This window comes from Flavipsychrobacter stenotrophus (genome assembly GCF_002954265.1).
In the GTDB taxonomy this organism is placed as follows: domain Bacteria; phylum Bacteroidota; class Bacteroidia; order Chitinophagales; family Chitinophagaceae; genus Flavipsychrobacter; species Flavipsychrobacter stenotrophus.
Window position 1 is genome coordinate 245,108 of the sequence record NZ_PPSL01000003.1, and the last position, 25,954, is coordinate 271,061.

Below are 25,954 nucleotides of genomic sequence, written 5' to 3' on the forward strand. Positions count from 1 at the left end.
AGAATGTAATTGTATGTTAATTATTTATTATATATAAGGGCCCAGCAAATCGCCGGAAAGAAAATTTAAAATGAACGTAACATCGCAATAGCAATTATACTGGTTAGTATCGTTGCCAGCATTCGCTAACCTATCGCTTGACCAGCTTCTCTCTCAGGGTTGTTTTAGCTGATGTTATAGTAACGAAATAAGTGCTTGCTGCATAGTCAGACAGGTCTATCCTGATGTTCCTGTCAGCATTACTGCCGGCAGTTTGCTTCAAGACTGTCCTGCCATACATATCAGTTACCATCAGGGTAGCAGGCTCATTCATTTCAGGCAGTGATACAATGAATAAACCTGTTGTAGGATTAGGGTAAAGAGCAATAGCTGGTTGATTTGTGCCAACATTATTTACCGCCACTATAGAATCACATATCGCCGGGGTATACACCGTTATTTGCCTTATGGCTGTATCGGTATTGCAGGCATTAGTGATCGTATAAGTCACTGTAGCAATTCCCGACGCCAAACCGGTGAGCGCACCGCCTGTTGTAACCGAGGCGTAAGTTGTATCTGAACTCCATGTACCAGGAAAGGATGATGACCCGAGCATAATGGTTGAGCCTATACACACACCTGCCGGAACTGTAACACTATCGGCAATTGCAGGCGCCATAACATTAATACTCACTGAGTCGGTAGCAGTACCGCAACTATTGGTTACCGAATAATAAACTGTTGCTATCCCAGGCGAGAGACCTGTGGCAAGTCCACCACTGCTGATAATTAATGTGGCTGACGGCGAACTTGTCCATGCTCCGCTCAGTACCGAGCTTGTCAATGTGATAGCACTACCATCGCATACTACAGACGGACCGCTTATAGTGCCGGCATTTGGTGCGGGGGATACTGCCACAACTGTTATGGCAGACGCTGTTCCGCAACTGTTGGTAACAGTATATGATATAATTGTTGAGCCGGTTGTTATGCCCAGCACAACGCCGCCGCTGCTCACCGTAGCCACCAATGGTGCATAACTGCTCCACACCCCTCCGGTAACCGATTCGCTAAGTGTTAGGTGTGCGCCAACGCAAACAATAGAACTGCCAGAGATAATACCGGCAGCCGGTGCAGGCCCTACAGTTACTGTTCTTGTAGCTGCAACCGATCCGCAGCTATTGGTTATGGTATAAGAGATAGTAGTAGTGCCGCCCGATACGCCCGTGACTATGCCTAATGCATTTACCGTTGCTATGGCGGTCGATACACTACTCCACACACCACCGGTAGTAACATCAAAAAGCAATGTAGTAGCACCAGCACACACTGCTGCTGTTCCTGTAATTGGTGCTACTGAACCTATTCCGGTAACGGTAACTGCCATTGTATCCACAGCTGTGCCGCATGCGTTTGTTACAGTGTAAGAGATAATAGCAGCACCACCTGCCGATAGTCCTCCTGTTATTACCCCGCTGCTGTTTACAGATACTGTGCCCGGCGCGCTACTACTCCATGAGCCACCGGTAACAGAGGCGGCCAGGGAAGCGGTACTACCTGAACAAACAAATCCTGAGCCGGTTATTGATCCCGCAGAAGGTGTTGAAATAATTGTCATCAATGCAGATGAAGTATCTGTACCACAGGTATTTGTTACTACATATAAAATTGTATCCACGCCGGTTGCAACGCCGGTTACTACTCCGGTGCTGTTTATTGTTGCAATAGCAGGTGTGGTATTCATCCATATACCCCCTGCAGGTGTAGCAGTCAATGCAGAGGTTGCACCTATACATACGTTTGTAGTACCGGTTATTGCACCCGCCCCCGGCAATGCATTTACTACAATTGCCACAGACGCTGTATCTGCACCACAGCCATTGGTGACAATATATAAAATAGTATTAGCACCGGCCGAAACAGGTGTCACCATTCCACTGCTGTTTATCGTAGCTATCGCCGTCAGCAAGCTTATCCAGGCTCCTCCGGCAACGGTGTCAGCAAGTGCTCCTCCGGTACCCATACAAAATGTAGTAGTCCCGGTTATACCGCCTGCAAAAGGAGCAGGATTAACAGTCAGAACAGCGGTATCAGAAATCGTACCGCAGCTATTGGTGATCGTGTAAGATATCAATGTCATCCCAGCAAGTACCCCCGTTACCTGTCCACCGGAGTTAACTGTTGCGATACTCAGAGCGCTGCTTACCCACGTGCCACCCGGCGTTCCGGCGCTAAGCGTCACGGTCGTTCCGGCACATACAGAGGTAGCGCCTGATATCACACCTGGCACAGGTAAAGGATTTATGGTAAGGTCAATGCCATTATTTGTACCTGTTACATTGGGTATCGAACCGGTTACCCTGATACGGTAGTTACCCCCGGGCAATGTACCCACAGGTATGACCGCAGAAATAGTATCAGAGACGACGCCTGTAAGGCTTCCTATAGCTACCGGCAAGGCAAAAGAGCCTGAAGCATCTGAAAGTTCAGCAGTAAAAATATTTCCGGCATGAAAGGTACCTGCCGCAGTGAAGGGAACATCTATTGTATCTCCCTGGCAAAAAGTGGTAATAGCAAATGTATCGGTGGTTATCGACAGATCTGATATTTTAACAAGAAATGCATCGGAAGAACCGCCGAAGGCTGTCTGGAAGGCGCCCGTAGTTGCTACTCCTGTGGACGACTGTGTAAAACCAGACATATACACACTGCCGGAACCATCGTATGCACACCCGAAGGCAGTTTCAGTAGCGTTGCCGCCAAAATAACTACCCCACTGTCTTGCGCCCGTGGAGTCGAACTTGGCAATAAATGCATCTGAAGTGCCGGTCAGGGCTGTCTGGAAACCATCAGGTGTGGCCACGTTAGCGGCAGATTGCGAATTGCCTGCAACGTAAATATTAGCTGTATAATTGTCAATTGTGCAGCCTGCTACACCATCGGTCCCGCTACCCCCATAGTAGGTTGACCATGCAATGTTGCCTGCTGAATCGAACTTGGCAATAAATCCGTCCGTGCCACCTCCATTCGATATCTGAAAAGCTCCCGGGGTAGCTATACCCGTGGTAGAAGTGGTTATTCCCGCCAGGTAAACATTTCGTCGGCTATCAGTTGTGCAGCTATAGCCTCCTGCCTCATTTCCTCCTCCCCCAAAGTAGGTGCCCCAGAGTGGAACACCGGCAGGATCGAACTTAATCAGGCAGGCATCAGATGTGCCACCACCAAATGCAGTTTGATGAGCGCCGGCTGTGCTTATTCCGGTAGTCGACGTTGTATAAAAGGTGATATATAATTTATCAGACGCATCAACTGAACACATATTTCCATAGTTGCCCGTTTCGGTGCCTGCACCGCCGTAATAGGTAGCCCAGAGGATCGATCCGGAAGGGCTGAATTTAGCCACATACGCATCAGTAAGTCCGTTCAGTATTGTCTGGTAAGCACCGGTTGTTGCAACTCCCGTTGTGGAGTTGGTGGTGCCGGAAATATAAACATTTCCTGTTGCATCAGAAGCGCAGCCCCATAAATATTCTGCACCGGAGCCACCAAAATAAGTTGCCCATAATCGGGTACCCGATGAGCTGAATTTCACCAGGCAGGCATCCGAGGCAGTTCCTGAAAGAGCAGTCTGATATGCACCGGGTGTTGACATACCGGAGGCCGAATTTGTTAGGCAAGCCAAAAATATATTGCCGCTCATATCAACCGCGCAAGAGCCTGCAGTTTCCTGTCCGGCTCCTCCGTAATAGGTTACCCAAAGCGGGTTGCCCAACGCATCGAATTTGGCAAGGACCGCATCGCCTGTTCCCCCTCCAAAAGTGGTCTGAAACCCGCCCGTGGTCGCAATACCTGCAACCGAAGCAGATAGGCCTGACACATAAACATTACCAGACAGATCAACCCTCGTGCTGTTGAATAAGTCTAAAGCAGAGTTTCCGTAGTAAGTAGACCATGTAACTGCCGGGTCTATCGTAAGCGTTGCTTTTTTTTCAAATGCAGCTATGATAAAACCTATAGTACCGTCAGTATTCTTATGGAAGCGGGTTGTGATGGGTTGGCCATCCGCAAAGCTTACCGGTGCCTGCTCCTTAATTGCTCCCAACCTCGTGTGCATCAGTAATTCACCGTTCGCCGATATTTCCACGTCATCAGCATCTTTTATTGCGAGCTTTATTTGGTCAGTGTTGCCACCCGGCCTTACTACAAAATCGTACTTAAGGCTGTTGCCTTTAGAATATATTACCCAGTCAATATTAGGATAAACATTTTCATAAACAAGCTTTCTGTATGTGCTTACATTGGTTATCCCGTCGGGGCAATTGGACAGATAAAAATTGTCTTTTCTGCCGGCAATCATTTCCTTACGCACCATCGCATGCGGGTTAGCACCTATTAACTGAACGGTGAGCAGAAATGTTTGTGTCTCTGTCTGCACACCGTTGTTATTTATATCACTGACTAAAGGGTCGTACCCTTCAGGGTATTTCGTTTTTGAGAACTGGTAAGCTATCCCGGTAGCTGTAAGATATACATTGGTGCTCGCGCTATGGGCTGTAAATAATATATCAGGTCTCGGCGCGCCCGCCATATCTGCTACCTGGCCAAGATTTGGGGTAAATAATAATTCAAATTTGAATTTATCCGTCGCAGCATCGCCCTTTGCATGAGCAGGGACTAAAGTAGAGATAAGGCAAATTCCAACTACACAGATCACTTTTGTAAAAAGATAAAAGACTTTGTTCATGATAACACACTTTAGGTTTTAATTATGCAATATTAAATAGCAAAATATTGCTGCATGTCGGTTTACCCGTTATCACCACGCTAAGAAATTGTTTACTCGCGCAGACCGGGCTGAAGAAATAGTATAAACATAACATGCAAACTCTTCACTATTGGCACGGCAGGCTGGGCCTCATTTTAAAAGAAGCAGGTGCCACACATATGTGCGGCACCTGCCGGATTACAACTTATTCATTACTAGTTCTTTTCGAACTTAACAGTCTTAATAAGATTGTTATTGCTGTTGTAGATCTTCACCATGTACACACCTGTTGCCAGTTTGCTTACATTGATGTTTTTAGCGTTTGTCTGCTCGATCAGTGTTTTGCCGTCCATGCTCAAAACAACAACATTTACATTTTCAGCAGCTGAAATGTTCAATACGTTGGTTGCAGGGTTAGGGAACAATTTGATGTCGCCTGCGGTGTTAGCGTTAGCAACAGTAGTTGATATTGCATGTTTTGCACCTGTACCATCGCATACCGGACCATCAGCAGAGTTTACTGTGATGGTAGCGTTAGCCGTGTTACCGCAAGGAGCAGTGTATGCTACGTCAAACACGCCATCTGCCAGGAAGAACAACTGACCTGTAGCAGCATCAACAGTTGCAACAGTTACATCAGAGCTGCTCCAGCTGCCACCTGCAGGAGTTGCAGCCGCAGTGATACCTGTGCAGAAGATAGGGCTGTAAGATGTTCCGTTCAGATCATAAGCACCTACCAGTTCAGTAATAGTGCTTATTGCAGGGCAAGTAACAGTACCGGTTACGTCCAGTGCATTAACCTGGAAAGTACCTGTGCTGCTTACTGATGCAAAAGGATAAACTGCAACCATTATGCTTCCTGCATTAGAGAATGAAGCAGCGAAATTAACATCCACTGTACTTACACCACAGCTCTGGATATCAGAAGAGAGATCAGTGCCATTGTCTGTCCATGTAGTACCACCGTCTGTGCTGTAAGCTATTCTTACCAACTGAGGACCGGTTGCAGAAGACCTTACTGTAGCATGGATACCGGTAACATTGATTGTAGCGCCTGTAGTAGCCGGAGTAATTGTGTAAACTACGTGAGGGTTTGAAGCTGCATAAGATGTTATAGTATTATTAACAGTAAGACCGCTAAGACCACCTGAACCGCAAGCTGTAGCAGAACCGAAAGAACCTGCAGCAGAAAGTGCTGAAGTTGTAACCGCTGCTATAGGGGTAACTGTAGTGCTGTTACCACCTGTACCTAAGTATGCAGAGATAGATGATGGTTCAACAACCGCTACAGTACTGGTTACTGAGCAACCAAAACCTGCTGTGCTGTACCGTACAACTGTATAACCCGGAATAAGACCTGTAACAACGCCTGTAGCGGGGTCAACGGTTGCTACTGAGAAATTGCTGCTACTCCATGTGCCACCTGCGGTTGCATCAGTAAGAGTAGCGCTTGCACCTGCAAAAAGGTATGGTGATGGCGTACCGGTGATAGCAGCAGGAAGACCTACTACTGAGAACGCTGATGTTGTAGAGTTAGCAGAACCAACGCTTGCACATGTAGTAACAACCCTGTAAGTGATGTTAGTAGGAACAACTGTGTAAACAGGTGATAAATAAGATGTGTTAGAAGCACCTGCTATTGGAGCGAAACCCGAACCGTTGTCAGCCTCCCAGCTATAGCTGATACCAGGACCCGCGTCACCAGCAAAAGAAAGTGAAGCATAACCGCTAAGGCACGCAACAGTAACTGATGGAGTGATAACACCTGCAACAGGAGTAACTGAACATGCTGAGCTTGAAGAAACAACACCGTCAACTTCAAGGGTATTCACCTGGAATGTACCTGTAGCTGAAGCTGAATGGTAAGGGAACACAGCAACTATAATGCTCCCCGCGCCGCTGATAGCAGCAGAAGGTACCCAATGCCATGTATTGGTATTAGCACCGCAGCTGCCACTTGTAGACAGTGTGTGAGTAACGCCTTCATCTATCCATGTTGTGCCACCATCTATGCTGTATGCAAGTCTTGCCATATCAGGACCTGTGCCTGAAGACCTTGACTTAACCCAGAAACCAAAAATGTTCAAAGAATGACCTGCGTTAGCTGTTACGGTATAGGCAACACGCGGACCCGCTGAGCTGTAAGAAGTAACGCTTGTAGGAATAGTAAGACCACTTAAACCACCTGTTGTGCAAGGTGTAGCAGTAGTAAAGCCTGTTGCAGCCAATGCAGAAACTGTCTCATCAGCAATACCTGTAACAGTTGTGCTTGTACCACCAGTACCTATATATGTAGCCAAAGTACCCGGGAAAACAACTGAAACGTTTGCTGTAGTTGTTGCATCGCAACCTGCAGAAACATCTGTAGCAGTATAGCTGATAGTAGAATTGCCTGCAGAAACACCACCATAATTTCCGGTAACGTTGTCAATTGTAGCAACTGAAGTGTTGCTGCTATTCCATACACCTACTATGCTTCCGCCTGTAGATGCAGTTGGGTTAGTCAGTGTAGCTGTGCCACCTATGTTCAATACCAGTGAACCTGTAATAGCACCTGCGTTAGGTGTAGGATTAACAGTAATAGTACCAACTGACGAAGTGTTAGAAGCACCACCCACTGTGCAGGTAGTAGTAGCTTTGTAATAAGTAGTAGTAGTAACAGAAGGTGAGCTCACTGCATTATAAGAGGTGTTTGTTGCACCTGTTATGTTACCGTAAGTAATACCATCTGGCGACGACTGCCACTGATAGGCGATGTTTGTGCCGGTAGAGAACCCTGTCAATGCCAATGCTACGTTGTTGCCACCGCAGATTGTAGTTGATGAAGGGGTTACTGTACCTGCTGCAATAACACCGGGACAAGATACCGGGTTAATGGTAACCGTACCATTAATAGTGATATCGTTGAACTGGATAGTACCACCTGATGAAAGTGGCGCATAAGGAAACAATTCAGCTGTAAAGCTGGTAACGCCTGTTGGCAATGCGCCACCGGTAGAAGTGCTCCATGAAAATACTGTAGAACCACTGCCGCAACCAGTGTTATCCGGAGCTTTGTCAACAAGATCATTAATTACACCACCCGTGGTCACATACGCCATACGCACTTTTGAAAGACCTGAACCAGACCTTCTCAGTTTTGCTGTGTAACCTGTTACATTCAATACATAACCAGGGTTAGCAGTAACCGTGAAGTAAACATGACCATTACTTGAACTGTAAGTAGTCACCCCATTGTTTGTTAATCCGCTTAGTCCACCGCTGCCGCAAGGGCTGTTGCTGCCTAAGCCGGTTGACGCAAGTGCAGTACCGGTTGAATTAGCCGCATAAGTAACGCTTGTACTTGTACCGCCGGTTCCGTGATACGTAGCTATCTGCGCATCAGCTTTGCCACTTAATAATTGCAAAGACAACAAAATAGCACCGCTTAACAGCGCCATTGTCTTTGAAAAGCGTGACTCTTTCGTGTCGCGCTTTGTTTTCCAGATGCCGGCTTCTCTTTTGAGTGCCGCAGGAAAGCCGCTGAGGCCTCCAAGGTTGATTTGTGACATAAATAAGTTTTTAACTGTGAGACACAAATTTCAAAAAATCATGTTTTGAATTTGTTATTAACACGATAACTATACTTGATCGTATTGTTACCCACAAAAACACGGTTATCAAATCATTAATTATAACCAATAGTTAATTAATTTGAAAAAATTCTCTTATTCACATTCCCTCTGATAGCAATAACCCTTATAAATCAAGCAGAAACACCATATGCATTAATATATACATTAGATTATAATAAAAATTAATGAATTAACGTGCGCACAAAACGAAAGCAATAATTTCATAACCCCGGTGAGCCGTTTAACCTTTAGATATTATATAATTAATATCGAACACCCGTATATTGTGCTTATCGCAGATACATTTGCACACTAATACCTATTAACACACCATAACAACGCTTTATGAACCCATAGTATCAATATAATTAACATTTATTATAATTACATTATTGATATAATATGTCATTTAGCTACGAGGTTAGAAGAAATATTCAATTGTTACTGTTTGTTATACAAAGTCTTGGGGGAAGGACCACTCCAAATATGGCGTTTATTGTTTTTTATCTCGCAGATCTTCGCTTTCTGGGCATGCACGGCAGACTCACTTTCGGCAATTTTTACATGGCAATGAAAAACGGGCCAATTCCATTCAACATTCTTTCTCTTTTAATGGAATTAAATAATCAGGGCGAAGGCAGCATTGCAATGAAGTTAAAGAACTCCTTTTTTGTAGATGAAGACGGAGGCCTCCGCAATAAGGTAAAATATGACCCGGACTATCTCTCCAATGAGGAAGTAGAATCATTATTTTTGACCATACAGGCATATAAAAAGATAGACGTAGAAACATTAAGGGCCAAAACAATAGGACTGGCGTGGCAGCAGGCCGACACCAACAGCATCATCAGTGTATTAAAGATGGCAGAAGAGATCAATGTCGATAGTGCTTTGATCCAGTCCATTGCCTCGTTATATGACAATGAAAAAACAAAGACCATTGTTAATGAAGAAAAAATCAAAGCAGCTAAAATTTTCACTGGTGAATAATATAGCGTGTTGATAGAACCGAAATGATGAGAGGCCAAAACACCAATGATGAAGGGTCATTAATTACGTCGAATTTTGTTAATTTTAGGAACCGTGCTCTTGCTTTAAAACAGGGCACCGTTCCTGTATTTACCCATTTTTCTTCTCTGTCAGAGGATTTTCAAGTTCAAAAGACCTCTTAACCGCCCTATTTTTCTCTACGGCTGCTCTACGGCGAACCGCTTAAAACGACAAAACCCGCGCTGGGCACGGGTTTTGTATCGAGTATGCGGACTGGACGGGACTCGAACCCGCGACCTCCGCCGTGACAGGGCGGCATTCTAACCAACTGAACTACCAATCCAAAGTAGTATATATTACAAGTGTATTAAAGAGCTATCAACTTTTTCCCCTCAACGGGAGTGCAAAGATAAGTACTTTTCCGACTTGAACAAATATTTATTCCAAAAAGCAGAAAAATTTATTCCCCTTCACTTTATCCCCCAATTATAGGCACCACACGGCCGCAATGCCGTATTTTTATTACATCGCTATGTTTACCCGCAATGTCCATATCATTCAGAACACTTTCTTCCTCTCTTTGATGGGTATGGTTTGCTTTGTGATCACCAGACCCTATGATGCACTTGACCCGGTTTTTAAAAAACATTATTTAGTGGAAGAGCAGCGTAGTATCGCCTATGTGAAAGATTACATCTCTTTAAAAAAATTCGAGATGAATCAACCGGGGGCATTCGATAAAATTCTTCCGTACTATACTAGCATGGTTTATGTTGATTCTGCGACTCAACAGCTCTTTACATACATAGACACCATTCACAGACCGATAAAGGCTGATAGTTTGCAAACCAAAATAGAACGGTATGCATCAGAATTGCTGGCAACAATTCCTCAGGATAGTTCTGCCTTTAGCCCTTACCTATTCGAGATAAGAAATACCCCAAGCCAAAAGTCCAGGGATGGCAAGTGGCTGAACTGCCTGTTGCGCGGGCAATCCTATTCTAATAAAGAACTGATCATCCTTGCGCTTAGATCGGATATCTATGCTGCGGAAAAAATTGTGGTCAGAAGGCTGGTTGAACTTTCTCATGCAAGGTGCCTTCGCTATGACACGGTATTTGTCTTAACTGCTTCACCAAAACAGCTTTGGAATATTGGAGACAAAGTAACCAACTATCTGGCACCCGCGATTTTGAACAGGTATGATGGACTGGTCAGTTTTCATTGTGATGGGAAACCCATTCCTGGTAAAAGAGGGATGGCCGTTTGGAACAACACCACAAAAGAGCCCGGCGACTATACCGTTCACGGTTATATCGCCCATAATTCAGAGGAGCGTTTTATCTGGGATACCCTCCCATGGTCATTCCAATACAGAGTTGTAGCTAAAGGTATATCCCTTGTGCACGGAGCGGGTCAAACCTGCTACCGGCAGGGATCACACCCTATCACAGTATCCATCCCCGGCTACACGCCTGATAAAATAAGACTCCGCGCTAAGGGGGCTAACTTCATTAACAACGGAAATGGCCATTGGTCCTTTACACTTACAGACAAGCACTGCGACAACATTATTGTTTATGCCGATGCCATCGATAGCCGCGGACATACCAGCACAGTGCATGCGGCAAAGTTTCCGGTGATAAATATGCCTGCACTCGCCATTGGCATAGATGGCACAACGGCTTCAACGATCAATGCTCCTGACTTATTGCACAGGCACCAACTGACTGTGTTGACGGAACAAGGCGAGCCTTCACCCGACCTTGCTGTGGCCGGCTATAAATTGTGCATTATTAATGCCAACAACAAACTACTGGGCGATTATACCATAGCCGGCAATAAACTGGATGGCAACTCTTCCGCTATCACGGCTGCATGTAAAGAGCTTTCTGCAGGTGCTCACTTGTACATTACAGATGTACTGGTCAAAGACAATGCCGGTGAGGTGTTGCCCGCATCTTCGTTGGGTATAGCTGTGCAATAGTTTCTTTTGCAATCCCCCATGCTTTTATCCCCAGTCTTTCCTGACTACCATCATCACCCGGGCTGACCGCTGTTGTAAAACCGGCTTCTGGCCCTGTGTAATTTTACAAAAAATGAGTATGAGATATATCCTTTTATTGTTCGTTGCGGTAGTGTCTTTTAATGTTGCCTCTGCTAAGAAAGTTAAGTTCGTTTCAGAGCAGGCTGCCGTAGGTGTTATACAAAATGTAAGTGCTAAGTATTGGGAAAAGCTGGAGATAAAGGACAATAAGGGTGTGGTTGTGAAGGTGTCGCAGCAAGGCTCTAAACTCATTTTTACAGAAACGTCAACATTCGTAAGGCCGGCTACTATAGGCAGGGAAACGTTTACAGAAACCAAAGTGGTAACGGTAGAGGTAGACCTGGCTAAGGCCGCTGCAACACCTACGGTTAGCACTATCGTATTCATGGAGCAAACTAAAAATGCCATACATCAGGTATTGGCATGGGACAAAAAAGCGCTCGACAACAGCAATGGCTACATCAGCATGTACACAGTACCACTAGACTATCCTTTGCTTATAAAGAACAGTGCCGACCTGCAGCAAATGAAGAGTGCCGTAAGATACCTGAGCACAATTTACCTCCCGAAGTCAGTAAAGAGGAAATTCTCAATGAAGGTGGGCCAGTAGCGCTCGTACATTCGTAAGGGTCTGTTCTTCGGTAGAAAATATATTGTGCTAACTTTATGCCTTGCGGTTACGCAAAGTATTTATCAATATACTACAATCAGAACGGATGCAAACACATACACTTAAAGCAAGGTTGTTCATCACCATTGCTGCACTGCTTTCTATCATCAACATCGGCTATGCACAGATCATACCCAACTGCGGCAATAAGATAGCTATCTATTTCAACCAGCCTGTTGATAATAGTGTGTCCACCGGTGTCAACGCAGCTTACCTCAACAATTCATTTGTCGATACTATTGTTGCCTATATCAACAGGGCCAAGTACTCTATCGATATTGCCCAGTACGACTATAACCAGAGCGGCAGCTATACAAGCATTGCTACTGCTATCAACAACGCCTACCTCAGCGGTAAGAAAGTGCGCTGGATCTATGACAGCAGCCAGGTAAATACCGGCCTTGCATTGCTTAACCCCGGCATACACACCATGGGTAGCCCCACCACTGCGGCCTATGGCATCATGCACCACAAGTTCATTGTTATCGATGCCAACTCTGCTAACCCAAATGATGCTATTGTAAGCACCGGTTCAGAAGACTGGGGCGTTACCCAGTTCAACCTTGCGCCTAACAACCTGTTGTTCCTGCAAGACTCTGCCTTGGCTCATGCTTATCTCAACCAGTTCAACATGATGTGGGGCGATACCGGTGTGATACCCAATACAACCACATCTAAGTATGGCCCTTTCAAAACAGACGTCGGCCAGCATATCTTTCATATAGATGGTAAGTTGATAGAGCTCTACTTCAGCCCGTCAGACGCTACCAATACGCACATACTGTCTACCATCAACTCTGCCAATACAGATCTGTATTTCGGTGTATTCACCTTTACCGTTGCTGCCGATGCCAATGCCATTGTTGCCCGCCAGACAGCCGGTGTTTATACAGCAGGCATAGTAGACCAGAACAGTAATACCAGTGCGGCATACCCTATACTTACATCGGGCCTCGGCACTAACCTAAAGACCTATGTAGGCAGCGGCGCTTTAGTGTATCACAACAAAATGCTCATCGTAGATCCATCCAATGCCTGCTCCGATCCTGCAGTACTTACAGGTTCGCACAACTGGTCTACCTCTGCCAATACTAAGAACGATGAGAACACACTCATCATTCATAATGATACGGTTGCCAATGTGTATTACCAGTCGTTCAAGGCCAACTTCGCAGCATTGGGCGGCACATTGACCCCCATTGCACCCTGCGCCACTACTACCTGTGCTATACCATCGGGCTTATACACAACCGGTGTTACCAGCACTGCTGCATTGCTCAACTGGAGCCCTGTTTCCGGAGCGGTATCTTATGCGGTGCAATATAGAGTGGTAGGCGCATCTGTGTGGGATACCCTTACTGTTTTTACCGACTCAGTATCTATAACCACACTTACACCTACTACCAATTATGAGTTCCAGGTAGCCACCCGTTGTGCATCGGGCAGTAGTGCTTATGCAAGCTCATCTACCTTCACCACACTTGCCGCACCATGCAGCATACCATCGGGTTTAAATACCATGGCCACATCTACCACATCTGCTACCATTGGCTGGACACCCGTAAGCGGTTCTTCTGTTTACTACATCAATTACCGACCATCGGGTACTACACCATGGTCGGCCACCACATCTTCTATGAACTCCGTAACCATAGCAGGCCTGTTGAGTGGTACTGTTTATGAGTATGAAGTGGCGGCAGACTGCTCCGGTGCTACCGGTACCTACAGCACTATGGATTCATTTGCTACCACATCTGCATCATGCGCCATACCTACCACACCCACTACTTTCTATATCACCAATACTTCAGCCATATTGGGTTGGACAGTTGTAGGCTCTGCTGCAGGCTATATCGTTAACTACAGGGTGTTGAGCACTGCCACATGGACCATAGACACCGTTTACACCAATACCGATACACTTACAGCACTTACAGCCGGCACATTGTATGAGTTTAGAGTAAGCACACTATGCATCGGCATCACCAGTGCATATACAGGCTCATCTATCTTTAGCACACTCAGCAGCACCTGCCCCGTGCCGGTAGCGCTTACTGCGGCATCAGTATCATCTACTGCAGCCCAGCTCACCTGGTCACCAATTTCAGGGGCTGTTAGCTACAACATCAGGTATAGGAAAACAGGCACTACAGCATGGCAAAACACAGTATCAGCTGCTGCCTCTGTTATCATCAACTCATTGTCTCCATCTACGTTCTACGAATTCCAGGTGCAGGCACGTTGCACTGCACCCGATACCAGTGGCTATGCCGGCTCAGTTACCTTTAAGACCAGTGCCACCGCAGGCATTCTCTCTGCATCGCTGGAACAAAACACCTTTACCATAGATCCTAACCCTACTGCCAATGGCAACATACATCTCGCCTTCCAGCTGAATGCACAAGATGCAGTAAGCATTGTTGTATATGACATTATGGGCCGCGAAGTACAAACACTCATCAACAACGAGATCAAACAACCCGGCAACCTCAACTACGCCATAGCATTAGATGCTCCCGGCGTTTACCTCATCAAGCTAACCGTTGGGCAGACAAGTGTTGTGAAGAGAGCGGTGAGGTTGTAGGGGGGGGATAACGATTACTTAGAACGTGTTGCTATCTTAAACGTGGTTATTGTTTGTATTTTTTGAAAATAGTTCTTGTCCCTCTACACAAGCTAACAGCCCTTGAATTTCAAGGGCTGTTTACTTTAGTTGCTTCACATACAATTTTGTATTAATCGCAACCAAATTTGGACACTTTATTCCAACTTCAAATTCATCTGCGTTTGCATTCACAGGATTCGTGTCGATATTGTTTACTCGCAACGTTGAAATAGTCTGTACAAAACAATTCTTGTTGTCCAAAAAAAACAATTCCTGATTCAAATATAACTCGGTTCCCGCTTTTATTTTCGCAACAAAGGCTCCATTCCGAGTAAAACTCTCCGATACAAATCCAATACAACCCACCTTCCCAACTTTTTCTTGATGTTCTAATTTGTTTTTTGTTAAGAAAGAACCAACCGCAATAATTATTGCCTTTATTAAATCACAACTTCTATTCAAACTGTCACGACCAATGATACTGTCCATGGTTCCATGTGAAGCGTCATTTCTGAGTTGAACAAATTCATTTACTTCGGATTCCAATAGCTGAAAAACCCTGTTTCCCTCCTCTGGATAAAGCTTATTTATTTCAGGATGATTGGTCAACCAACTTTGTAAATTCTTTAATTGGATTCTATTGAATCCGCTTATAAGGACATTTATACGAAAATTTTGCTCGTGCCTAGTAAGAGCATCAGTAACAAATTTATAGGGGTGAACTCCCGTATGCGCTTCGTAGTACCACTTTATGATATTTTCATGTGTTAGGTGTCCGTACCTTTCTTGATCTATTCGGCTCAAAATATTCGAAATTCCCAAACGATATTCTGTTATAAATGCGGCGTCAAGGTCTGAAAACAAAACACATTCTGACAGAGTATCTAAATAATCCGAAATAGCTGTTGTTATGAAATTCTCATATATTGCATATGCTCTAGTAATACAAGATGAGACTGAAAAAATTTTAATTCTTTTCGAATCATCTTCATTGTTAATTAGCAAAGTTTCATGACAATCCAGCAGTAGATTAGTTACTGCAAGATCGTTTAAACTCCGTGATTCAAGCGCCGAAAACATATTACAATTGTGCTTGTTTAAAGATTTGTCGGAAATAGTCTATACGGTCTATCAAATCCTTTTTTGTCGAAGCTCGACCAGTCATTGCCGAAATTCCTTTTTCTCGAAATAATTGTTTAGTGCCTTCGATAATCTTGTCTTTATTTCTTACTAGAATATCGAAATTGTCGGAAAACTCGGCAAGTGAAACCATTACTGCATCATACATGCCTTTCTTTGGTTTGCCATCAAAATTCTTTCCATCGAAAGTGGAAAAGGCGTCCTTACCATAGATCGAAACTGCTGTCTCAATAGTGCTTTCGAAAAGAGATCTTAAGAAATCACAATCATCTTTTGTGAAATTCTTACTTCTTATTATGTATAGGTCTAAAAAACCTTGAATGCCATATCTGAAGTTATCCATATGTCTTAATGCAAAGAACCTAAGTACAACTTCAATATCTTCCATTTGGGTAAAGAAGGCGGAACTATAAATTGGTAACTTATGGTTTGTAAGTTCTTCTTCCTGATATTTCGGCAGATTCCATATTGTTCTGAATATATCCAATCTTGCTAATTCAAACAGCAGATCATTAAAAGGGCCTGTTCCCAATGAATTTCTTATTTCTTGCTTTTCAAGTTTGACACCTCCAGTATTTAATCGTTCAAAAACCAGCTGCCTTAGGAATATGGCATCCTCATCATTTGGAGCCGATTCTTTTAGCAAAACAATTGTTGAAATTGATCTTCTGTCTAAACCCGCTCTAATTTTATTTGGCAAGTCTGAATATGTCATACCGTTCAATTCTGGCCAAAGGTCAAGACCCTCAAGTGCAAATTTGTTACTGTAAAAATCGCTTATTGCTGTAATTCGTTGTTGCCCGTCCATAACCTCATAGGAGTTATAAGCCTTTTCATATAAAAATACTGGGGGGACAGGTATATTGATAATGAAAGATTCGATTAGTCGCGATTGCCTCTCCGTATCCCACCTAGATCTTCGTTGATAAAAGGGTCTTATTTCCATGTAATTAGGGCGTTTGAGAGCATCCACAAAATTGGGAAGCTTCTCTCGATTTGTTTCGGTTACAATTCGATTTTCACCCTTTTCGTACTTCTCATTTATTTCACCAATGGATATTTTAACTCCCCTTTCTTTAGGAGTGTTTTTCCACATTTCAGTTTCATTTACAGAATACATAATTTATTTATTTATCATTTTTCATTATTCAGAGTCTATTAATTAGCACGTAACTTGTAACAAATCTATAATATATAAAATATTGTTTATTTGTAATTTAAGTTTATTATCTGCATAATGAGTCCAAATATTTTTATCTAGATATTCATTAATGTTAGAGTCACACATATATAGCTTTTGGCTCATGGTGAGTGTAAGAGACCAAGTATGTAGTCTTCGAAAAATCGGCATTACTTATTACGCTTGTAAATTCATATTCGCCTTCCTTTTCACGCCGCTTCCTAGATGGCGATTATAGTTATCATTGAATTTCCATCAGAAATTCTCAAACTACCAAACCATATGTCTATTTAAAATTGTTGTTGACCACTAAGATTTAGCTAATTACATTGTACATATCAATAGTTTTAGTTTAAAGATAATTATTTTCCTAGACTCTGTACAGTAGTTTCAAACCTCTCCAAACCATCAACAAAAAAGTTCGACACATCCCCGCCCTTCTCCCTCACATTCAAGAACCCCTTCACGTATCTAAGTATAACCCTACACAGCTTTTACCATTCATGAAAAACGAACTGACTGCTCAAAATACCCCCCCCACAGAAAACACCCCTATACAACCCACGCCCACAAAGCCTTTCAGCCGATTGCGCCTTGAGTTTTGTGAATATCTTTATTTTAAAAATTCAAATCCTCGTATTAATTTGCACCAGCTTTTGTAAGAACATGGGATCATAGTCCGTCATTCAATCCTTGTCCCGCAGGATTGCGGGAACGTAAATCACAGTTCAGACAAACACAGCTCTTTGATATATAGACTCTATCAAACTATTCCCCACAACCTGTAGGGGCAGAAGATCTTCTGCCCTGTAGTAATAGACGATGCTCACGGGCATCATGAAAATCTTTTGATCCTTCAAATCCTGTCTGTCCCAACCAAATGTCGGGAGTTCAAACAAACATAATTGGCGGAAAAGTGCAGAAAAACTGCGGAAAAGTGCGGAAACTGGTGGTTTTCAAAAACTGCCCAAACCCTTGCCCACAAAGCCATCTATAGGAAACGCTCAAAATAAAACTGCCGGAAACGTGAAAAAACCGCCAAATAGGTTTTCTAACTAAAAAGGGTCCCGCATGTATTGCGCAACCCTCTCTTATAAAATAGATTTTTATTGTTAGACCCATGTAATTGCCCCGTAGGTGGCAAAAGGTTTGTAGCTCCAACCCACCGCTACACACATGCGCGAGGCGTAGGTTCGCGTATAACAGCCACTGAGTGGCCAACTACCTTATCAACGTCACATCGCCGGTCTGCACCAGGGTAGCGCCACCGCAGTCGTACTTCAGCACGTAGTAAAATACGCCCATGTCCTGTGGTACGCCATTCAGCTTGCCATCCCACTGCGGGTAGTTATTGGTTGTTTCAAATACTGTTTGTCCCCAGCGGTTATTGATCCTGAACGTGTGGAACCTGTGGTGACTAGGCAATGGTGTTGTGGTACTGGTGATATCACGTCCCTGCTCTTCAAATATTGGTCGGAACAGATCGTTGTTACCATCACCATTAGGTGTAAATGCCGACGGGAACGATACGCGGCAGCATGCATCAGCATTTATGCGCTGCACCGAAGTCGCCTTACAGCCAAACGGATCAGTTACCGTTAGCGTCACATCAGATACCAGCGTTTCTACCTGGCCCCATATAGATGGTCCTCCCTGGTTGTAGAAAGAATGTGCCGGTGTCCACTCGTAAGTATTGGCATAGTTAAATGTACGTGCGGCAAAGAAGATACTATCTTCCAGGCACGGCGGATTTTTGAAAGAGGTAAGCTGGAACTGGGCATCAGGCAAAACATGCACCTTCACAGTATCAAAAGTAGGATCAGAAGGGCAACCACCTGCCACAGCATAAGACTGTACAGATATAACGTGTACACCCGGAGTAGTCCATGAAATAAGGTATGGACCACCGCCGTTAGAGTTATGAGCTACAATAGAGAGGTTGGGAGATACGTCCATTCTTACACCATCAACTGTCCAGTTGTAAGTAAAAGCATCATCAGAATGATCTACCAATGCCAGGTCTATGGTATCGCCCAGGCAGGCATCGTTCGGGGTGAACGGCACCGCATCGGGCGGAGTGGTAACAACCAGGGTGAGCGTGTCATAGCCAACACAGCCGGTTACGGTATTGGTCACTTGTAGCAGTATGCTCCTTGTACCCGCGGCAGTAGCCACCACAGATATAGCAGAAGATGTAGTTGTGCTTCCCGCTGTCAGGGTAAGATCAGCCGGTATCGTCCACTGGTAAGTTACGGCGAAAGGATATGCGCCGTCAGCATAGGCTACGGTCTGTCCCTTGCACGCGGCAATTGGTCCGGTAATAGCTACAATAGGTAACGGGTTGATGGTAACGGTAACCGGTGTGCGGATACTTTCACAACCGCCTACGGTCTGCGTTACATAATAGGTAGTTGGTGCAGCAATAGTTGTAAGAGGTGTCGGTGCTAGTAATGTGCCCGATCCGCCGGTTGGTATTGTATACCAAAGCAGACCTGTGCCGGTAGCGGTAAGACTACCCGCTGTTGCACCCAGGCAATACTGCGGTGCGGTAGCAACAGGTGGTGCCGGCCTTGCGGTAACGGTAACTGTTGTAGTTGAGTAGCATCCGCCACCCATTGAGTAAGTAATGTTGCTGGTGCCGCCGCTTATGCCCGATACTACACCGGTAGCATTAACTGCAGCTACTGCTGGTGTGCTGCTGCTCCATATACCGCCTGTGGTAATGTTGGCCAGGTTGGTTGTCGATCCCTGGCATACGGTGGTTACACCGGTAATCGGTGCCAGGTTAACAACAGAGAAAGTTCCTGTTACTACGCAACCGGCTACTGATGTGTAGGTTACGGGTACTGTACCAACAGTGCTGCCTGTAGCCACACCTGCCGATGTGATCGTTGCGATAGCAGGGTTACCACCGCTCCATGTGCCACCCGCAGGTGTAGCGGTCATGGCCAGTGTAGCATCTATGCACGCACTTGTAGCGCCGGTAATGGTTGGTATAGGATGAACGGTAGTTGTAACAACCGAAAAACAGCCTGCACCGGTGGTATAGGTAAGATCTGCCGTTCCTGCGCTTACACCTGTTGCTACACCCGTAGACGGGTCAACTGTGGCAACGGCATTATTCGACGAGCTCCAGGTTCCTCCGGCAGGAGATGCGGTAACTGTTATAGTTGATCCCGCACATACTGCGGCAGTACTAACAACGGTATGAGAAGATATACTTCCCTGCTTCAGAAATACTTCTGAATCATAGACCGAGTTTCCGGCATCTGCTATGGCTATCTTCAGGTGGTAAGTGTTGCAAGGGATCACATCATGCAATGCGGTCATTACTTTTGTAAAGCCCTTCATTGTAAGGAATGTTCCACCGGTATTGTCATTAAAATAGGCAGTAAACGGTGAGCCGGGTCCCATTGAGGTACAATTGGCGAGTGTATAGGTAGGGCCGGGAACACCGCTGTTCACCGTGTTAACGGTTACCGGTATTGTGGTGCCGGGTATCAGGGCCATATTAGCGGTACCTGTTATGCCCGGGCCGGAGATAAAGAAGGCAAATGCATCGTTATACGGACCGCAGGTAGAGTTGTTATATTCTTCAGATCCGAAAATGTAGTCAAACTTGATCGTATCACCGGTAGGAATAATGTCAAATTCCAGTACACAGGCATCAAAGGTAGTGGCACCGGCCAGTGTCGCCAGATCCGGATCACCCGCAAAACCCATATTGTTACTGGCCAATGTGGCAGCTGTACCAACTGCCGAAGCTACTCTACCGGTAGATAGAACAATACCTGTTGGGATGCCCCAGGGTGTGCCGGCAGTGCCGATAGTTGTAGCGGCAGCTGCATTAAAAGTTCCGTTAGAGAGCGTATTGCAAGTAAGTACAGGGCTGGATATAGTAACGCCCGGTCCACCCAATGCCGCCGAAAGGGCGGTAGCGGTAGAGGATGGTGTAACCGTCATTTGAGCGAAGCCACTAAAACCCGACAAACACAGTAACGAGGCACAAATAGAAGACTTAACGTTCTTAAAAAAAGACATATGTAAAAAATATTTGCAAATGTACTATAAGTAGAATTAATTCAGGTCGCATTCGCCACTAAAGTGTGTTAATTATTCATTAATGAGATTAGTTAATAGCTATTTACATATCAATATTTACAGTCATTGTTACCATAACGCTTTGTATTTCAGCTAACTGGAGGAAAAGAGCACAGTGATAAACCGAGGTTTTTCCCATAACTAAGAGGATTCATGAAATAATAACGGTGAAATAGAGAATAACAGGGCGTATAGTTACGTTAGCAGAAAGGAAAGCCATATCTTTAATTACATAGTACAGCGGGCAGGTGGCTCAAAATAAAAGAGATTGAATTACAGGACCATACCACATAAATTCAAACATGCTTTCAGAAGCGTATATTACTTTCTGCCGGTGCAGTTGGTATTACTGCATTTCCGTAAGTATCAGTTGTTGCTCAGTTTCTGGCTTATAGTTACACTTACGGTATCGGGCCATTTTGCAGCACATTTTGGTGCATCATCGCTGTTGCTGGCCCCCGAGTATCTGGGCCAGATCAACTTTATGAGTATGTTTCTGCTGGGTAGCGCCATGTGCGTATTTATGATGACGTGGCACATCACCACCTTTATCATACACAGCAAGCGAATGCCTTATATGGGGGCTACCCGCCATGCATTCCTCGTATATTGTATCAATAATGCCATCATACCTATAGTATTTCTTGTATTCTATTCTATCACCAGTATTCGCTTTCAGTACATCAATGAGCATGCCCACCTGGCAGATATTTTGAAACTGCAAAGTGGTTTTTACCTTGGTTTTATAACCTTGGTGCTGGTTTCCTTTGCCTATTTCTTCAGGGTGAGCAGAGACTTTTTTAAATCGCTCCTGTCGTCAATTACCAAACCTTCGCGTATAAGAAGAGTAATACCGTATGATACGCTCGACTATGAAATAGACATCATACCGGCGCACTCTTACATCACAGGGCACATGCGTATTGCCAAAAGCTCGGATCTGGAGCCGTACCATCCGCGGGTGCTGAACACCATTATGAGCCGCCATCACCGTAATGTAATATTCGCGGCTTTCTTCTCTTATGTAGCCTTGCTGATCATGGGTATTTACATGGATCAACCACTGCTGAGAATTCCTGCGGGTGCCGGGTTTATGCTACTGTTCTCCATTATCATGGGTTTTGTTGGGGCCTTCAAGTACTTTATGAAAAGCTGGGAGGCCATTGGTTGGATAGCTTTTGTTCTTGTCTTATCGGTAATGGTGAAATATAAGATCTTTGACCTGAGGAGTATAGCCTATGGCCTTAATTACAAAACAGAGATAGACAAACGACCGCAATACAATTACAGTAAGCTCCGCAGCCTGTTTACCCCTAAAAGGTTTGCCGACGACAAGAAAACAGAGGAAGGCAGGCTGGATAAATGGAAGGCACTATCCGCACCGGGCGATTCTAATGCTATAGTGGTCATTACAACCAGTGGTGGTGGTTCGCGTTCAGCCTACTGGACATTTCATGCACTGCAGTATATAGACAGTATGAGTCATGGTGAGCTGTTCAAACATACGGTACTGGTTACCGGTGCCTCGGGCGGAATGATAGGCGCTACCTACTGGCGCAGCATTCACGACGCGCACGACAGGGGCCTGCTCAAAGACCCGTATGCCGCCAGGTACCAGGAGAACATGGGGAAAGACCTGTTGAACTCCATTATTTTCTCGTTGGCAAGTGTGGATCTGATATCGCCATTTAATAAAATATCTATAGCCGGTTATTCCTACACCCGCGACAGGGGTTACGCGCTGGAGCAGGAATTGGTAGCCAATACCGATGGCCTGCTCGACAAAAGCCTGGCCTATTTTGGTCCGCGGGAAGCGGCGGGGCAGATTCCGCAGGTACTCATTAACAGTACCATCATCAATGATGGCCGTAAACTAATGATGGGCAACCTGCCGATCGGTTACCTCACGCAGCCCGAATATTCGCTCAATGACCCCACTCCGCCTATTGATGCTGTGGACTATGGTGCGTTTTTCGCCGGGAAGAACCCAACCAATATGCGCATCACCTCTGCATTGCGCATGAATGCTACCTTCCCATTTGTGCTGCCGGTGGTTCGCCTGCCCAGTCAGCCGTATATGAATATTATGGATGCTGGCCTAAGAGATAACTTTGGGATAGAAGTGGCCAGCAGATATCTGTATGTGATGCGTGACTGGATAAACAAAAACATGAGCAAGGCAATATTCCTGGAGATACGCGACAGCAGGGAGTATGATGTTTGTGAGCCATCAAGTGAATCTTCATTTGGCAATATGGTCACCGATCCGTTTTTTGTTATCCAGAACAAATGGGAGGCGTTCCAGTCTTACAAGCACAGTTTTCTTAAAGACTACACACCTTATTTTATGAACGATAAGTTGCACTATATTACCCTTTGCTATGTACCAAAAGAGAATAAAACATCTGCAGCCCTGAACTTCCACCTTACATCTAAAGAAAAGGAAGATCTTGACTGGTCTATTTATAACAAAGAAAACCAGGCAGCTGTGGATACCCTACTAAAATTACTCAAAAAATAAGGCATGGAAAGCGGCCTAAAAAGGTATCGAAAATGCCTAAAAGTCCACTCACTATTGGCTTAGCGACGTGATAATGAATGGTTAATAACAAACAGACAACACCAAATAGCATATAAAGCTCTATTTTTACAGTCCTTAATCAAAATTTTGTATATGAAGAATATACTACTAGTCGCCATAGCCATTTGCCTTTTTATTACGCCATCGTGTAAGAAAAAGGCTAATAATAATGGAAACGGCAAGGTATATAACAGTGTGAATGATATTACTGTTCCCAGCGGTTTTAACTGGGAGAACTCACATACCATTCCTGTTTACATAAGCATTACAGACCCCAGATTCTCTACTGCCCACCATACCATTTCTATCTATGATGGCGATCCGTTTGCGGGTGGTAAGCTTATGGCAAGAGGATCTGCCAGTACAGCAAATGCATTTAGCGTGAACCTATACCTTCCGAAGATGATGAGCGAGGTATATGTACTGAAAAGCTCTCCCGATCATTCCATGATCCTGCAAAAGGTAACGTTGGGCAGTTCATTGACCATGTCCATAGGTGCTACAGATCCCAACTTTGATGCTAAACCGGCAGGACACAGAGATCTTACTCCGCTTGATGATTGTAACACTGGTTGCACCAATACTATTACAACGAATACATCCAACCTTAACGTAAGTGAAGGCGAGGTGATCTGCATTACTGGTAGCAACATTACAGTAGGTTTCTCTAATGTAACAGGTGGCACTATACGCGTTTGCGGTACCAATGTAACCCTGCAGAACCTGAATATGGGTGGTTATACTAATCTGCTGGTACTTGCTGGCGGCAGCATTAATGTATCGGGTCTTAACTACAACAATGCATCTGTGCGTATCATCAACTACGGTACTATTACAGGTCTGTTTACGGTTGGTGGCTACCTTGACAATTATGGCACATTCAACTGCACAGGCGACCTTAATTTCAACAGCACTGCACAGACATTCAACAATAATGGTATCATCAATGTATCGGGCAACTTCAATAACAGCTCTGCTTTAGTAGCTACCAACAATGCTACACTCAATGTGTCGGGCAACTTCAATCATAACAGTGGTACTGCTGCCTTTATGAACTATTGCGCGATGAACATTAATGGCAACATGAACTTAAACTCGTTGGTAAAGAATCACAGCTTTATAAAAGTGGCGGGCACAACTACAATAAACAGTGGCGGCGAACTGACCATGCATAATGGTGCGATGTTCAAGACCAATAACTTCATTCTTGATAATTCTCATGTAACCGGTTATGGTAGTACATCACTGTTAAAGATAACCGGCACTGTAAATATTATGAATACCGGTGCCCTTCTTACGGGTATGCTGCAAGTGTGTGCACCAACTGCCGTGCCTGCTGCAAGACTTAGTGCAGGTGCTGCCAATGATTGCAGCCTGTATATACCGGTTACTAGCTGTTACATGGAAGGCAATGGTGGCGTTTCTGTTCCCGATGGTGATGGCGATGGCGTAGCAGATGCCAATGATGAATATCCTACTGATGCTACAAAAGCTTATAACAACTATTACCCATCTTCTACAGGCGGCAGTACGGTTGCCTTTGAAGACAACTGGCCATCAAAGGGCGATTATGATCTGAATGACGTAGTAGTAGGTTATCGCTACCAGGTTGTGACCAATGCCGGCAACAACGTGGTGAAGGTGATAGGTAATTATACACTGCTTGCCACTGGTGGTGAGTTGGGTAATGGTTTTGGTGTGCAGTTCCCGGTAAATGCGGCTAACGTAAGTAACGTAACCGGTGCTACACTTGAAGCCGGACAGACAAAGGCCGTAGTTATTCTGTTCAGTGATATGCGTACGCAAATGACCAACTGGAACACCTATTATGGAGCAACTGCTTCTCCAACCGTTAACTATACCGTTAGCTTTGATGCAGCAGGTAGTACTTCAATAAGCAGCTTTGGTCTTAACCCTTACAATCCATTTATTTGGAACTATGGGCTGGGCAATAACCGCGGCCGCGAAATACACCTTGCAGGCCATGCACCAACAGATCTTGGCTACACCAGCTATTTTGGTACTGCCGATGATAATTCATCAGCCGCCGCTAACAGGTATTTTGTAACCACTACAGGTTTGCCATACGCTATCGACGTACCTGTAAATCCATTCAACTACCCTGTAGAGATGAAGGATATTACACAGGCGTATCTGCATATAGGGCAGTGGGCAGAGTCGGGTGGTACAAGTTATGCCGACTGGTATAGCAACACTGCTGCCGACTACCGCAACACCAGCAATTTATACAATCATTGATCATCAAGTATTTTGTTTAGTAG

Annotated in this window: 11 protein-coding genes and 1 tRNA gene; 6 read left to right on the forward strand and 6 right to left on the reverse strand. The window is 44.7% G+C overall.

The genetic code is table 11. The annotated features are described in order from the left end of the window. Positions 1-130: 130 nt before the first annotated feature. Together CJD36_RS11125 and CJD36_RS11130 are read right to left on the reverse strand one after the other, a co-directional pair. Entirely contained in the window at positions 131-4,723 is a 4,593-nt protein-coding gene (locus tag CJD36_RS11125; protein WP_105039248.1) for a DUF7948 domain-containing protein, read from the reverse strand. A 236-nt stretch (positions 4,724-4,959) separates the two neighbouring features. After that, on the reverse strand, positions 4,960-8,295 hold the full coding sequence (locus CJD36_RS11130) for a beta strand repeat-containing protein (RefSeq protein WP_105039249.1): 3,336 nt from the start codon (positions 8,293-8,295) through the stop codon (positions 4,960-4,962). Between the two features lie 465 nt (positions 8,296-8,760). On the opposite strand from CJD36_RS11130, the gene CJD36_RS11135 reads away from it, so the two are divergent. Continuing rightward, on the forward strand, positions 8,761-9,348 hold the full coding sequence (locus tag CJD36_RS11135; RefSeq protein WP_105039250.1) for a type II toxin-antitoxin system antitoxin SocA domain-containing protein: 588 nt from the start codon (positions 8,761-8,763) through the stop codon (positions 9,346-9,348). A 269-nt stretch (positions 9,349-9,617) separates the two neighbouring features. Here the strand turns inward: CJD36_RS11135 and CJD36_RS11140 are convergent. Next, a tRNA-Asp gene (locus CJD36_RS11140) sits at positions 9,618-9,691 on the reverse strand. 165 nt (positions 9,692-9,856) lie between these two features. On the opposite strand from CJD36_RS11140, the gene CJD36_RS11145 reads away from it, so the two are divergent. From CJD36_RS11145 to CJD36_RS11155, 3 genes are all read left to right on the forward strand, one after another. Continuing rightward, positions 9,857-11,335 carry a hypothetical protein gene (locus CJD36_RS11145; RefSeq protein ID WP_105039251.1) on the forward strand — a complete coding sequence of 493 codons (1,479 nt, stop codon included), beginning with the start codon at positions 9,857-9,859 and terminating at the stop codon, positions 11,333-11,335. A 118-nt stretch (positions 11,336-11,453) separates the two neighbouring features. Next, positions 11,454-12,005, forward strand: coding sequence for a hypothetical protein (locus tag CJD36_RS11150; RefSeq protein ID WP_133162604.1), 552 nt, complete (start codon positions 11,454-11,456; stop codon positions 12,003-12,005). A gap of 106 nt (positions 12,006-12,111) precedes the next feature. Next, positions 12,112-14,649 (forward strand): fibronectin type III domain-containing protein, encoded by a 2,538-nt coding sequence (locus CJD36_RS11155; protein WP_105039253.1) that lies wholly within the window; start codon positions 12,112-12,114, stop codon positions 14,647-14,649. 120 nt (positions 14,650-14,769) lie between these two features. Here CJD36_RS11155 and CJD36_RS11160 read toward each other — a convergent pair whose 3' ends face one another. The 3 genes from CJD36_RS11160 to CJD36_RS11175 all read right to left on the reverse strand — a co-directional run bounded on the left by CJD36_RS11160 (position 14,770) and on the right by CJD36_RS11175 (position 21,031). Further along, a complete protein-coding gene (locus tag CJD36_RS11160) occupies positions 14,770-15,750 on the reverse strand; it encodes an MAE_28990/MAE_18760 family HEPN-like nuclease (RefSeq protein ID WP_105039254.1) in 981 nt (326 codons plus the stop codon). A gap of 1 nt (position 15,751) precedes the next feature. Beyond that, positions 15,752-16,930 (reverse strand): DUF262 domain-containing protein, encoded by a 1,179-nt coding sequence (locus tag CJD36_RS11165; protein ID WP_170067824.1) that lies wholly within the window; start codon positions 16,928-16,930, stop codon positions 15,752-15,754. 1,281 nt (positions 16,931-18,211) lie between these two features. Next, positions 18,212-21,031, reverse strand: a complete 2,820-nt coding sequence (locus CJD36_RS11175) for a choice-of-anchor L domain-containing protein (RefSeq protein WP_105039257.1) — start codon at positions 21,029-21,031, stop codon at positions 18,212-18,214. A gap of 328 nt (positions 21,032-21,359) precedes the next feature. Between CJD36_RS11175 and CJD36_RS11180 the strand changes: the two genes are divergently transcribed. Further along, positions 21,360-23,612: a patatin-like phospholipase family protein gene (locus CJD36_RS11180; RefSeq protein WP_105039258.1), complete on the forward strand. Its 2,253-nt coding sequence runs from the start codon at positions 21,360-21,362 to the stop codon at positions 23,610-23,612. Between the two features lie 153 nt (positions 23,613-23,765). Then, positions 23,766-25,931, forward strand: coding sequence for an LruC domain-containing protein (locus CJD36_RS11185; RefSeq protein ID WP_105039259.1), 2,166 nt, complete (start codon positions 23,766-23,768; stop codon positions 25,929-25,931). Positions 25,932-25,954: the final 23 nt, after the last annotated feature.

What these genes read in the sequence shown, in the direction of transcription:
- CJD36_RS11160 (WP_105039254.1), bottom strand. Translation starts at nt 15,750, where the DNA reads ATGTTTTCGGCGCTTGAATCACGGAGTTTAAACGATCTTGCAGTAACT.
- CJD36_RS11130 (WP_105039249.1), bottom strand. Translation starts at nt 8,295, where the DNA reads ATGTCACAAATCAACCTTGGAGGCCTCAGCGGCTTTCCTGCGGCACTC.
- CJD36_RS11135 (WP_105039250.1), top strand. Translation starts at nt 8,761, where the DNA reads ATGTCATTTAGCTACGAGGTTAGAAGAAATATTCAATTGTTACTGTTT.
- CJD36_RS11175 (WP_105039257.1), bottom strand. Translation starts at nt 21,031, where the DNA reads ATGTCTTTTTTTAAGAACGTTAAGTCTTCTATTTGTGCCTCGTTACTG.
- CJD36_RS11185 (WP_105039259.1), top strand. Translation starts at nt 23,766, where the DNA reads ATGAAGAATATACTACTAGTCGCCATAGCCATTTGCCTTTTTATTACG.
- CJD36_RS11155 (WP_105039253.1), top strand. Translation starts at nt 12,112, where the DNA reads ATGCAAACACATACACTTAAAGCAAGGTTGTTCATCACCATTGCTGCA.
- CJD36_RS11150 (WP_133162604.1), top strand. Translation starts at nt 11,454, where the DNA reads ATGAGATATATCCTTTTATTGTTCGTTGCGGTAGTGTCTTTTAATGTT.
- CJD36_RS11165 (WP_170067824.1), bottom strand. Translation starts at nt 16,930, where the DNA reads ATGTATTCTGTAAATGAAACTGAAATGTGGAAAAACACTCCTAAAGAA.
- CJD36_RS11125 (WP_105039248.1), bottom strand. Translation starts at nt 4,723, where the DNA reads ATGAACAAAGTCTTTTATCTTTTTACAAAAGTGATCTGTGTAGTTGGA.
- CJD36_RS11145 (WP_105039251.1), top strand. Translation starts at nt 9,857, where the DNA reads ATGCCGTATTTTTATTACATCGCTATGTTTACCCGCAATGTCCATATC.